This window comes from Capsulimonas sp. (assembly GCF_039929585.1).
In the GTDB taxonomy this organism is placed as follows: Bacteria; Armatimonadota; Armatimonadia; order Armatimonadales; family Capsulimonadaceae; genus Capsulimonas.
This window is the reverse complement of record NZ_JBDSQY010000363.1, coordinates 1-12,170: the sequence shown is the minus strand read 5'-3', so window position 1 is coordinate 12,170 and position 12,170 is coordinate 1. Positions and strand designations below refer to the sequence as shown.

Below are 12,170 nucleotides of genomic sequence, written 5' to 3'. Positions count from 1 at the left end.
CTTGGGGACTGGCGTGGTTTGCGCTGGTGACGTTTGTGCTATCGTTCCCGGAGTTCGGCGCCAAGGCAGGTGGGGCGATTACTGCCGTGCTGACGTTCAAAGTCATGTGGCAGAAGATGCGCGGCCGGCCGATCAAGGCGAAGCACTTGCTGGTAGGACTGGCGATTGGGGTGGGGGTTGTGCTGTTCTGGGGAATCGTGGGGCACTTTCTGGGGCTGCGGCGCACGCATATCGATACGGCGGTAGGCGCCCTGGAAGACTATCGGTTCGGGTATATTATGGGAGTCGCTCGGCGTAAAGCGGAGCTTGCGTTGCATGTTGCGCTGTATCCGGGAACGCTTTTGGGGCTCGCTGGGTTAGGAATTCTTGTCACGATAGGCCGCTCGCTTCTGAAGCGCCCATTGGGGCGGTTTTTGGAGACGCGTCCAGCGTATCGGGCGGTGCTGGAAGCAGGCGCGGCGGGCTGTATCGTCTGCGCTTTGTTTAACGACTCTGGTGTCGTGGCCGCCATTTTACTATTGATCACGATCGTTCTGCCCGTGCTGCACGATCTGCTGGGAGAAGAACGTTGCGATTTGTCGCCCTCGACATAGGGGAAGTGCGGGTGGGCGTCGCCGTCTGCGACCAGCTGGAAATTGCCGCCTTCCCCGTCTGCACGGTGCGCCGGGTGGGGAACCTGAAGCGCGATGTGGCGGCGCTGGCCGCTGTGATCGCCGAGCAGGAGGCCGACGCCGTTGTGTGCGGTCTGCCGCTTTCGCTGGACGGCGAGATCGGGCCGCAGGCCCAGCGCGTGCAGGGCTTTATGAAGGCCATGGAGCGCGCGACCGGGCTGAAGACGGTTTACTGGGACGAAAGTCTGACCAGCGTGGACGCCCATGACGTGCTGATCGCGCAGGGCGTTTCCCGGGCGCGTCGCCGCGAGCTGGTCGATCAAATGGCGGCTGTTTTGATTCTCGACGGATATCTGGAGCACAGGCGCATGACCGCCGCTCCGCGCGACGCCATTGTTTAAACATTCTTTCCATTCGCTTCCACGCACGAAACTCTTATGAAATCGAAACCTCGCCGTTCCCGCATCGGCCGCGTCGCCGCCTTCGCGGTGCTGCTATTCGTCATCGCGATCGTCGTCCTTGGCGGCTTCTTGATTGAAACTTCCCTGCTCAGTCCTCGCTCCACGACCGGCCCCGTTCGGACTGCCTACGTGACCGTACGTCCCGGCATGACGGAAAAAGAGATCGGGGAGATGCTGGAGAAGAAGCGGCTGGTGCGGCGCGGTCTGGGGTTTGTCCTCGCGGCGCGTCTGGATGGTCTGTCGGGTAAGATGAAATCCGGCCGCTATCAGCTTTCGTCGTCGATGAAGCCGCAGCAGATGGCCGCGCTGATCTCCGAAGGCAAGACTGCGGCCGCGCCGGTGGTGATCCCCGAAGGGTTCACGGCGGAGCAGATCGCGAAACGTCTGGCGGCGCGCGGTGATGTGGATGAGAAAGAGTTTCTGCGCCTCGCGCAAACCGATGGACTTTCATTCCATGTGGACGGATTTACGCCGCCCAGCGCCAATCTAGAAGGTTATCTCTTTCCGGACACTTACGATATCCCCAAGGACATGAGCGCGCGAGACATCATCACGATGATGGTGCGGGAATTCGCCGACAAAGTCATCGTTCCTCACAAGAAAGAATTCGCTTCCAGCAAGGTTTTGCGCGACACTATCACGCTCGCGTCGCTGGTGGAGCGCGAGGCGGAAGTGGACTCGGATCGCCCGTTGGTGGCGGCGGCTTTGAGCAACCGATTGAAGATCGGAATGCGTCTTCAGTGCGATGCGACGGTGCAATATGCGCTGCCGGGTCACAAAGCGCGATTGTTCTATAAGGATTTGCGGGTAGAATCTCCGTATAACACATACCTGCATGCCGGTCTGCCGCCCACTCCCATCGCCAATCCCGGCGTTTCGAGCATTGAAGCGGCTCTGCATCCGGCGCAGGCGGACTATCTGTACTACGTCGCCCGTCCCGACGGCCGTCATATCTTTACGGCGACATTGGCGGACCACAATCGCGCCGTGGCGCGGATGCGCGCGGAGCGCGCTTCCCAGCTTTAAACCACGCTTCGGCTATTTCAAGGATCCACATGGCCAAATTCATGCAACTGCTGACTCCCACCTGGGTGGTGGAGTCGGTGAAAGATGTCGACCCCGCGGCGCTGAAAGCGCGCGGGATCACCGCGATCATTACCGATCTCGACAACACTCTCGTCCCGTGGCGGCACTACGATATCGCTCCGGGCGTCATCGAGTGGCTGGCGAAGCTCGAAGTTGAAGGGATCAAGATCTGTATCGCTTCGAACACGCTCCATATGGAGCGGCTTCAGCAGCTTGCCGATACGATGGGCATCCCCTTTGTCGACCGGGTGCGCAAGCCGCATACGGGCGGCTTCCTGCGCTCCATGCAGGCGATGGGATCGACCCAGGAAAACACCGCCGTGTTCGGAGACCAGATCTTCACGGATGTTCTGGCCGGCAATCGACTGGGACTGAAGACGATCTTGATCCGGCCGCCGCTGTCGCGTGAGGAGTTCTTCTCGACGCAAATGGTGCGTTATGTCGAGAATTATGTCATCCGTAAGCTGCGCGAACAGGGACAGTGGCCGGCGGCGCGCAAGATCGCGGAAGTGCTGGAGTCCATGCCCGATCCCTCCACGCCTCAAGGCCGCACGATCGTCGCGTCGATTGTCAGCGTCCCCGTTCTGCTGCTCGGCGGCGCAGCGCTCTTTGCCTACACCGTCTGGCGGCGCAAGCGAAAATGACACTCCCCATTTCGGGCCGCACGCGCGTTGTCGGCGTGTGGGGCTCTCCCGTCTCTCACTCCCTCTCGCCGCGAATGCATAACGCGGCGCTTGCGGTTTTGGGCGTAGACTGGGTCTATGTCCCTTATACCGTGCAGCCGGACCATGCGGAGGCCGCCGTGCAAGCGGTTCGCGCTCTCGATTTGGTCGGCGTGAATGTAACCGTGCCTTTGAAGGAACGGATCGCCCCGTACCTGGATCATGTGGACGAGGCGGCGGTCCGTATCGGCTCCATCAACACCATCAAGAATGACGGCGGCGTTCTGACGGGGTACAGTACGGACGGCGAAGGGTTTGTCCGCGACTTGCAGGATCTGGGCTGGCCTACCGAGAGGTTAAATGTTTATCTTCTGGGCGCGGGCGGCTCAGCGCGGGCGCTGGCTTACGCGCTGGCGGAGCGCGAATGCCATGTTGTGATCGCCAACCGCACCGCCGCGCGGGCCGAGGATCTTACAGAGTTAGTCAATCGCTACTTTCCTGGCTCCTCCACCGTGGCTCCCTGGGGCGGGGCGGCGGGGGCCAAGATCGATTTGATGGTCAATACGACTTCGCTGGGGATGACGCCTCAGGTGGACGATGCGCCGGAACTGCCGAGCGGCAACTTCACCGGCGTCCGTTACGTATATGATATTATCTATAACCCGGAAGAGACCCGTTTTTTAAGGGGGGCTCGGGAAGCGGGATGCAGCACTTCCAATGGATTGGGAATGCTGGTGCGGCAGGGGGCGGCGGCGCTTGGGATCTGGCTGGAGCGGCCGATCGGCCCGGAGGCGCTGGCGGCGATGGAACTCGCGGTCGCGTCCCGGACGTAGAATGTAATCCTGGTAAACATACGGCGATTGAGAACAGTAGTTACGGGTACTTGCGCTGATAATATCGATGTGATATAATAAGGCCACGATCTATACCACATGGTCTTGAAAGTGTCTCAAATCCCAACTGCCTCGGCGTCTTGTAGGTGCTGCGTTTCTTTCTAAACATAGCTCTATTTTATTCTTTTCCCCATTCTCGCCGCGCCGCTTAATGTGTGCGTATGACGAGGATTTCAGTAGCTGAGCAGGACGGACAGGATGCGGGTGTTTGAGGAGGCAGGCTTTCGAAATGGTTATGCAAAAAAAGAGCCTAGGTGAAGTGCTCGTCGAAAAAGGCGTGATCTCGCAGGAGCAGTTCCGGCAGGCGCGAGAAGTGCAGAAGAGCGCGCCGGGAGACCTGGGAAATATCATTCAGGACCTCGGTTTCGCTTCGGAACGAGACGTGACGAGCGCCCGCGCGGCGTCGATCAACATTCCGTTCTACGACTTCTCGCGCACGCCCCCGGACCCGGCGGCGCTGCGATCCGTTCCCGAGCATATTGTGCGGCGTTATGGCCTGTTTCCGGTCATGCGCGATTCGAGCAGCACGCCCAACAAGCTGATGGTTGCGGTGAGCGATCTCCAGTCGAGCGAGCCGGGAATCCAGGACTTGCGTCTGGTGACGCGCTGTCAAGTGAAAGCGGTTCTCGCGACGAAAAGCGAAATTGAGGAGGCGATCAACCGCGCCTACTCGTCGCAATCCGCGAAGCCGATGAACGGCAACGGCGCGGTCGCTCCGGGCCGAGGCGCAAACGGACAGATCTCGGGTCTTCCGGACATCATCAAGACCGAAAACAGCGGCGTTCCGGCGATCCCTGGTGCGGAGACGGAGAACACTCCGGCCGTTATGGGCGCCAATGGCGTTCCGGCGATCCCGGAAGGGGAAAGCGCTCTGGCGAAGGCGATCGGCCTGGACCTGGGCAGCATGACCGGCGACCTGCTGGACTCGGAGGATGAGAACAGCGTCGAGAAGATGTCGGAGGAAGCTCCGATCATCCGTATCGCCCATGCGCTCGTTCAGGAAGCGATCCGGCAGAAAGCTTCGGATATCCATATCGAGCCTGGACAGAAGGGCGTGCGTATTCGCTATCGCATCGACGGCGTTTTGAACGAACAGATGACGGTTCCGAAGCACATCCAGAACCAGTTGATCGCGCGCTTCAAGATCATGGCGGATCTCAATATCGCCGAGCGCCGCGTTCCGCAGGACGGGCGTATTCCGATCAAGCACGAGGGCAAGGACTTCGACCTTCGCGTTTCCTGCTGCCCAACGTTCTTTGGCGAAAAGATCGTTATGCGTATTCTGGACAAGACGAGCGTTTTGCTGGGCCTCAACAAGCTTGGCTTCTCGCCCGACGTTCAGACGAAGCTCGAAGAGATGGTCTCGCAGCCGAACGGAATGGTCCTGACCACCGGCCCCACGGGTTCCGGCAAAACGACCACGCTGTATTCGATCCTGAACAAGATCAACTCATCCGAGAAGAATATTATCACGATCGAAGACCCGGTCGAGTACCAGCTCGCCGGCGTTTCGCAAGTGCAGATCAATAAGAAGGCGGGCCTGACCTTTGCAGCCGGTCTGCGATCATTCCTTCGCCAGGACCCGGACATCATCATGGTCGGAGAAATGCGCGACCTGGAAACCTGCCAGATCGCCGTGGAAGCGTCCCTGACCGGTCACCTGGTTTTGAGCACGCTGCACACCAATGATGCTCCTTCCGCTGTCATGCGACTTGCGGATATGGGCATTGAGAACTATTTGATCGCCGCGACCGTTATTGGTATTATGGCCCAGCGCCTTTGCCGAAAGATCTGTTCGAACTGCAAGGCGCCTTACCAGGTTCCCGCCAGTGAGCTGGTCCGCTTCGGCCTGGTGGTCGAGAACGCCAACCAGATGGTGACCCTTTACCGGGGATCCGGATGTGAGGAGTGCCGGCACAAGGGCTATAAAGGCCGAATTGGTCTTTACGAACTGCTGCAGATGAACGAAGAGCTCGCGGAGCTTGTCGTACGCCGCGCGCCGGTCGCCGACCTTCGGGAAGCGGCGAAGGCGAATGGAATGAAGGAATTGCGCGAGGACGGCCTCATAAAGATTCTAGACGGCCTGACGACACCGGACGAAGTCATGCGTGTCGTCTTCACCGCCGGTTTCTAACGTCCGTGCAGGTGTTTTTGCCCTCCCGCCAAGCGGCGCGTCCGCGAGATATTCGGCGGGAGGGCTTACGCTTTATTAGAGGAGTAGCAATTATGTCCGAGTCGATCGGCGGTCAGGGACAACAGCCGCCCTATAATCGGCAGCCGGGAGCCCCTCAGCCCGGAGCGCAGCAGCGCGGAGGATACACTCCTCCCCAGGCGCAGAACGGTGGCTACACGCCTCCGCAAGGGCAGCAGGGCGGTTACGCGCCTCCACAAACTCAACCAAGCGGTGGCGGTGGCGGCTATGCGCCGCCGCCGGGGCAGCAGGCTCCGCCGCAGCAGGGCGGCTACTCTCAGCCCCCACAGCAGCCCAACTACGGCCAGAATAATATACCGGGCATGGATCAAATGCCGGCGCCTCAGGTGAAGAAGAAGCCGATCGATCAGGTCCACTTGGACGAATTGCTGGAAGTCATCATCGATATGGGCGGCTCCGACCTCCATATCGCCTCTGGCATTCCGCCCGTCATCCGCACCAACGGCGCGCTTGTGCCCACGATGTATGAGAACTGCACGCCATTGGACGTGCAGCAGATGATGTACGCGATTCTGACCGACGAACAGATTCAGAAGTTCGAAAGCACCTGGGAGCTGGACTTTTCCTATGCGCTGCAAAAGCGAGCTCGTTTCCGCGTCAATATCTACAAGGACAAGGGAAGCGTGGCGGCCTCGCTGCGTTTGATCCCGACGAAGATTCCGTCGCTCCAGGACCTGGGGCTTCCGCAGATTGTCGAGAAGCTTACCCATACCAAGCGCGGCTTGATTTTGGTGACCGGCCCGACCGGTTCGGGAAAATCGACGACGCTTGCGGCGATGATCAACCACATCAACACGAGCCGCTCGGAGCACGTCATTACGATCGAGGACCCGATCGAGTACCTGCACTCTCATAAGATGTCGGTCATCAACCAGCGTGAGCTGGGAATGGACACTAAGAGCTTCCCGAACGCGCTGCGCGCCTGTCTTCGTGAAGATCCCGACATCATCCTGGTCGGCGAAATGCGAGACCTGGATACGATGCAGCTCGCGATTTCCGCCGCTGAAACCGGTCACCTTGTCTTCGCGACCTTGCACACCAACTCGGCCGCGACTTCCGTCGACCGTATCGTCGACGGTTTCCCGCCCGGGCAGCAGGGGCAGGTTCGCCTTCAGCTCTCGAATAATATTCAGGCTATCATCGCCCAGCAGCTCATTCCGCGCGCCAATGGTCAGGGGCGCGTCGCGGTCCAGGAGATCATGATCGCCACGCCCGCCATCCGGAACCTGATCCGCGAGGCCAAGGCGCATCAGATTACCTCGGCAATCCAGACCTCGGGCAATGTTGGAATGATCACCACGGATCAGGCGCTGCGCGATCACTACATGCGCGGCAATATTTCCTACGAAGCGGCGACATCACGTGCGCACAACTTGGATGAGCTGAAGAAGATGCTCGCCATTGACGCCAGCGAGAACGCTTCCGGGAGCGGTCCCGCCGGATATCAGCGGCCTCAGCGATAGATCGAACCGTTTGAAGCGAAATCCCGTTATTGAGTAAATAAATGGGAACGAATAAGCGCCCGGCGATTGGAATCGCCGGCTAAAGTCTGCGTGAAACCTGTTTATAAAATAAATCGGGATCGACTGGAAAATATACTGGGATTTTCGCGTCGCTTGCGGGCATAATTGAATATGCAAGCAAGCGTGCTGCTCGTAACTGGCAGGACGCGAATCCCCTGTGCCCCAGCTGTGAAGGGAGCGATTGAGAATGCCGACATATGCATATTCCGTCCGTGACGCGGCCGGCGTGCTGCGAAACGGAACCTCGGAGGCGGAAAACCCCGATGTCCTCGCGAGGCGACTGCGCGAGCAGGGCTTCGTTATCTCGGAGATCAAGCAGGCCCGCGCGAAGAAGGCGGGCGGCGGATCGTTTCTAGATAACCTTCAGCAGATCAAGCTGACCGAGCTTTCGATCATGTGCCGCCAGTTCTCGACAATGGTCGACGCCGGCGTTTCGCTGGTGCGCTGCCTTTCGGTTCTCGGTGAGCAGACCTCCAATGCGCGCCTGCGCCGCATTCTTCTGGACATTCAGAAGGAAGTGGAGGCCGGACAGTCGCTGTCGCGCAGCATGGGGAAATATCCCAACGTTTTCAACAATCTCTTTATCGGCCTTGTTCGCGCCGGAGAGGTTGGAGGCGTCCTGGAAGAGACTTTGCAGCGTCTGTCCACGTTCTTGGAAAAGGACGTTGAGCTGCGCCGCAAGGTCAAATCGGCGCTGACTTATCCAACGATCGTCGTCATCGCCGCCGTCGGCATCGTCGTTGGTCTGTGTACGTTCGTCGTTCCGAAGTTTATTCAGCTGTTTAAAGATCTCGGCGTCAAGGAATTCCCGGCGCTGACGCTTGGCCTCATGGCCTTCTCCAACTTCCTGACCGGAAAGTGGTACTGGTGTATCGCCATCGTGGTGCTCGGAAGGATGGCGCTGACGGCGTTTGTCAAAACGAAGTTTGGGAGATACGCCTTCGACCGATTGATGATCAAGATGCCCGTCTTCGGGCCGCTGAACCACAAGGTCGCCCTGGCGCGTTTCGCCAGAACGCTGGGCACCCTGCTGGTTTCGGGCGTTCCGATCTTGCAGGCGTTGGAAACGGTCTCCGGTACGGTCTCCAACGTCGTTATGTCCGACGCCATTATGGAAGCGCGCGCGCGCATCCGTGAAGGTGACCGGATTGGCGATCCGCTGATCAAATCCAAGCTGTTCCCCCCGATGGTCATCCATATGATCTCGATCGGCGAGGAATCAGGTTCGCTCGACGCGATGCTTGGGAAGATTGCCGACTTCTACGAAGATGAGGTCGATGCGGCGCTGGCGTCTCTGGCCGCCGCCATCGAGCCGCTGCTGATCTGCTTCCTGGGCGTCGCGGTCCTTCTCATTGTTCTTGGTATGTTCATGCCGATGGTCGCTCTGATCCAAAGCCTCTCTGGCGGCGACGGTGACGACGGCGGTGAATAAGGGGAGCATTGCGTGAGTCTCTGGTTGTGGGTGGCTGTCGCCTTCCTTTACGGTATCGCCATTGGCTCGTTCTTAAACGTCGTGATTTGGAGGCTGCCGCGTGGCGGAAGCGTCTCCAAGCCGACCTGGTCCTATTGTCCCCAGTGCGAGCACCGGCTGGGGACTCTCGATCTCTTTCCCGTCTTCTCGTTCCTCGCGCTTCGATGCCGCTGCCGCTACTGCCGCGCGCCGATCTCCTGGCGATATCCCAGTATTGAACTGCTCACGGGGCTGCTATTCGCGGCGGTCGCGTGGCGCTTCGGGGGGACCGCAGACACTGTTTTCTATTGCCTCTTTGTCGCGGCGATGATTTGCGTGTTCTTTATCGATCTAGAGCACTTCATCATCCCCGACGGCTTGAACTGGTTCGCGGCTCTGGTCGGATTCGCCCACAACGCCTTCGCGTTCTACTATCTCCACGAACAGGGACAAACGGGCAAGCTCTTCGGCGTTTCGATGCCGGCGTCTTTGGCCGGCGCGCTCGGTTATGGCGCGATCATTTACGGCATTGGCCTAGCGTCCTATGTCGTCATTGTTGCGCTGATCGATAAGAACAAGAGTTTTTTCGCTGCATTTTGGGAATATATTCGGGACAATGTGCTTGACTGGATCTTTATCGTCGCGCATTATGTCAGCTATGTGATCCCGCCGCTCCGTCGCTTTGTCGAACCCGCGCCCCCGACTGAAGGTTTCACCGCCGAAGAGATCGAATCGGATGAGGAGGCTGGGGGAATGGGCGGCGGCGACGGTAAGCTGGCCGCAGCGATTGGCGCAAACTTGTATCTCGCGGGAGCCATGCAATCCGCGCTATTCGCCGTCGCAATTGGCGCGCTCGTTGGGGTGGTGACGATTATCAAGCAGCGGCGGCGGCTCGGCGGGCGAACCGCCATTCCGTTCGGTCCGGCAATGGTGATGGGCGCGCTGGTGGCTCTCTTCTTCGGCGATGCTATTGTCGCGTGGTATATCCACAACTTCCTCTCTTTCCCCGGCGGACCCTTCGGCCCCCCGTCCGGCGGTCCCAGTTCCGCGTCGCCGGGACTGTTATGGTAGTCGAAAAAGAATTTCAAATTCTTTTTCAAAATCCGGGAACATTAACGCAGGCCGCGTCGTCAACCATAAGTTGCACTGTAACTACACCCAGACAGCACGTTTCTCTGGCTCGTGGTTCCGACCGGTTTCTCTGCAAAGACGCAAGATCCTTTGGAATGAACGTATGAAAAAATCGTGTCGTCAGACAAACCAAGCTTTCACTTTGATTGAGCTCCTCGTCGTGATAGCCATCATCGCGTTGCTCGTCGCGATCATCCTCCCTGCGATTTGGGGAGCGAAAGAAAAGGCGCGGCAGACCCAGACCATATCCAATATGAAGCAGATCTGGACGGCCTACGAGCGATACCGCAGCGACAACAAGCAGCAGCCTCCCTCGGTTCTTTTTTCTTATGCCGTGACCGGCAAGGATATGAATAGCATTCGAACTTCGGCTCGAGGCGGATTGTATCCTCGTTATATCAATGATGTTTCGGTATTTACCTGCCCTAATAGTACGGCGACACCCTCCGACGTTGCGGCTGGAGTGTCACTCAGTTCAATTAATCCTACCACTGGGGCGCTAGTCCCTCTGCTTGATCCACCTGTCACGGGAACAGCTCCCGCACTGTACAAAGCTGATGCGTTTGACGTTAGCCCAAAGGTGACCGGCCCCAATGCAATCGATGATGCGACTTCCGTTATTCGCTACCGTCCGGCTTGGACCGACATGACCGGCCCGGCGGCCGCAGGTGTCTCGGCGGCGGATTATGCGCGGCAGCCGATCTTCCCCTCGCCGCCGGGAGACACGTATTTGACCAGCACCACGTATCACGTGAAGAACCAGAATAAAGTGATTGTGCTGTTCGAGAGCGGCACGGTGAAGACTTTAGACGCTTCGGTGTTTGACGACAATGGCGGTAACTTTTGGAAACTCCATCGATGAAACAATTCAAAAACAATCCTGAGACCGTCGCGGCGAAAATGAACCGTGGCTTCTCGCTGATCGAGCTCCTCGTGGTGATAGCCATCATTGCCTTGCTCGCGGCCATTATCTTCCCGGTCTTTTCGACCGTTCGAGAGAATGGGCGTCAAAAGTCATCGCTTGCGAATCTTCATGATATCTCGACCAAGCTTGAGCAGTACAAGCTCGATCACAAAACATATCCCAGCGTACTGTTTGGCCGCGCTTATCCGCCCGGCGCCCCAGTGGCGATGGACAAAGCTTACGAAGCGGCGCTGGCGGATGGGGTTGCGGACCAGTATTTCGATGGCCTGTATCCGGAATATATCCGCGACGTGAACAGCTTCAAGGACGGCAACAATCCAACCTCGGATCTCACGGCTGTTCAGCCGGTGACGACGCTGACGATGGTTCCATCATCCGCGACGCCCGGGATCGAAGGCAATGTCGTCCCGGTCACCACATCGTTTTACACTGCCGACGCCTATGACATGAGCCCGAGGGTAACCGGAACAAATCAGATCGGTACGGATTATGTTTCTCGCTACAATACGTCGTGGACGGACATCACTACCGGGGGCGTTGCACTGGGCGGCTTGAGCGATGAACAGTATCGCCGCCAGCTGCGCTGGCAGAACCCGCCGTCGAATACATATGTCACCTCGACTTCGTATCACGTCCGGTTCGCCAATAAGGTTCTTGTCTTGTTCCAAAATGGCTCGGCTAAGAATTACGACTCGTCGCTCTTCCTGCAGCCGGGAGCGGACAGCGATGTGACGCCGGCGAGCGGCGTATCGGCCGCCAAATTTTGGCTGATGACTCCGTAACGACGGCATTGACGGATCGACTGTGAGCGATTATGAACTCTGTGTACGCACCATTGAAAAACCGCAGCGCCGCTCGACGAGGAACGTCCCTCATCGAGATCCTGGTCGTGCTTGTCATCCTGGTTTTCGGGATTTTGAGCGTGATTCGGCTGTTCCCGGCCGGCTTCCTTGTCTTCCGGGCCACCCAGAACCATGGCGTTGGTCAGCGGGTCGCGCAGTCGCTGCTGGAAAGTATCACCAAGGACACGACTTCGATCGCGGATGGTGTTTACGTTTATAACGATCTCCTCGGCTTTGATCCAACCATTGCGCCGGGTGATCTCACGGCTTACAAGAACGATCCCGCCAATCCGGAATTCACGGACATTAATAAAGCTCGCTATGTACGTAATGAAACCATTACCGTTCCGCCGTCGCGTCCCGTTCCCACCGCT

12 protein-coding genes are annotated in these 12,170 nt (G+C 58.5%); all 12 read left to right on the top strand.

From position 1 onward, the window contains the following. On the top strand, nucleotides 1-593 hold a 593-nt coding region (locus tag ABIZ35_RS28085), incomplete at its 5' end, for a hypothetical protein (RefSeq protein ID WP_348223258.1). Further along, nucleotides 569-1,012: a Holliday junction resolvase RuvX gene (gene ruvX / locus ABIZ35_RS28080; protein WP_348223257.1), complete on the top strand. Its 444-nt coding sequence runs from the start codon at nucleotides 569-571 to the stop codon at nucleotides 1,010-1,012. The genes ABIZ35_RS28085 and ruvX, both read left to right, overlap by 25 nt. A gap of 36 nt (nucleotides 1,013-1,048) precedes the next feature. Further along, a complete protein-coding gene (gene mltG / locus ABIZ35_RS28075; RefSeq protein ID WP_348223256.1) occupies nucleotides 1,049-2,098 on the top strand; it encodes an endolytic transglycosylase MltG in 1,050 nt (349 codons plus the stop codon). 29 nt (nucleotides 2,099-2,127) lie between these two features. Next, entirely contained in the window at nucleotides 2,128-2,802 is a 675-nt protein-coding gene (locus ABIZ35_RS28070) for a YqeG family HAD IIIA-type phosphatase (protein ID WP_348223255.1), read from the top strand. Next, complete coding sequence (gene aroE / locus ABIZ35_RS28065; RefSeq protein ID WP_348223254.1) at nucleotides 2,799-3,653, top strand: shikimate dehydrogenase; 855 nt, start codon at nucleotides 2,799-2,801, stop codon at nucleotides 3,651-3,653. Before ABIZ35_RS28070 ends, aroE begins: the two co-directional genes overlap by 4 nt. A gap of 289 nt (nucleotides 3,654-3,942) precedes the next feature. Next, nucleotides 3,943-5,847: a GspE/PulE family protein gene (locus tag ABIZ35_RS28060; RefSeq protein ID WP_348223253.1), complete on the top strand. Its 1,905-nt coding sequence runs from the start codon at nucleotides 3,943-3,945 to the stop codon at nucleotides 5,845-5,847. A 92-nt stretch (nucleotides 5,848-5,939) separates the two neighbouring features. Next, entirely contained in the window at nucleotides 5,940-7,388 is a 1,449-nt protein-coding gene (locus ABIZ35_RS28055; protein ID WP_348223252.1) for a PilT/PilU family type 4a pilus ATPase, read from the top strand. 247 nt (nucleotides 7,389-7,635) lie between these two features. Beyond that, the gene (locus ABIZ35_RS28050) at nucleotides 7,636-8,880 is read left to right on the top strand and encodes a type II secretion system F family protein (protein ID WP_348223251.1); all 1,245 of its coding nucleotides are present in this window, start codon (nucleotides 7,636-7,638) and stop codon (nucleotides 8,878-8,880) included. A gap of 12 nt (nucleotides 8,881-8,892) precedes the next feature. Continuing rightward, a complete protein-coding gene (locus ABIZ35_RS28045; protein ID WP_348223250.1) occupies nucleotides 8,893-9,969 on the top strand; it encodes a prepilin peptidase in 1,077 nt (358 codons plus the stop codon). A gap of 163 nt (nucleotides 9,970-10,132) precedes the next feature. After that, the gene (locus ABIZ35_RS28040; protein WP_348223249.1) at nucleotides 10,133-10,891 is read left to right on the top strand and encodes a type II secretion system protein; all 759 of its coding nucleotides are present in this window, start codon (nucleotides 10,133-10,135) and stop codon (nucleotides 10,889-10,891) included. Beyond that, nucleotides 10,888-11,736, top strand: a complete 849-nt coding sequence (locus ABIZ35_RS28035) for a prepilin-type N-terminal cleavage/methylation domain-containing protein (protein WP_348223248.1) — start codon at nucleotides 10,888-10,890, stop codon at nucleotides 11,734-11,736. The genes ABIZ35_RS28040 and ABIZ35_RS28035 overlap by 4 nt, the downstream gene beginning before the upstream one ends. A 32-nt stretch (nucleotides 11,737-11,768) precedes the next feature. Beyond that, nucleotides 11,769-12,170: hypothetical protein (locus tag ABIZ35_RS28030; protein ID WP_348223247.1), on the top strand; the 402-nt coding region annotated here is incomplete at its 3' end.

What these genes read in the sequence shown, in the direction of transcription:
- mltG (WP_348223256.1), top strand. Translation starts at nt 1,049, where the DNA reads ATGAAATCGAAACCTCGCCGTTCCCGCATCGGCCGCGTCGCCGCCTTC.
- ABIZ35_RS28070 (WP_348223255.1), top strand. Translation starts at nt 2,128, where the DNA reads ATGGCCAAATTCATGCAACTGCTGACTCCCACCTGGGTGGTGGAGTCG.
- aroE (WP_348223254.1), top strand. Translation starts at nt 2,799, where the DNA reads ATGACACTCCCCATTTCGGGCCGCACGCGCGTTGTCGGCGTGTGGGGC.
- ABIZ35_RS28060 (WP_348223253.1), top strand. Translation starts at nt 3,943, where the DNA reads ATGGTTATGCAAAAAAAGAGCCTAGGTGAAGTGCTCGTCGAAAAAGGC.
- ABIZ35_RS28055 (WP_348223252.1), top strand. Translation starts at nt 5,940, where the DNA reads ATGTCCGAGTCGATCGGCGGTCAGGGACAACAGCCGCCCTATAATCGG.
- ABIZ35_RS28050 (WP_348223251.1), top strand. Translation starts at nt 7,636, where the DNA reads ATGCCGACATATGCATATTCCGTCCGTGACGCGGCCGGCGTGCTGCGA.
- ABIZ35_RS28040 (WP_348223249.1), top strand. Translation starts at nt 10,133, where the DNA reads ATGAAAAAATCGTGTCGTCAGACAAACCAAGCTTTCACTTTGATTGAG.
- ABIZ35_RS28035 (WP_348223248.1), top strand. Translation starts at nt 10,888, where the DNA reads ATGAAACAATTCAAAAACAATCCTGAGACCGTCGCGGCGAAAATGAAC.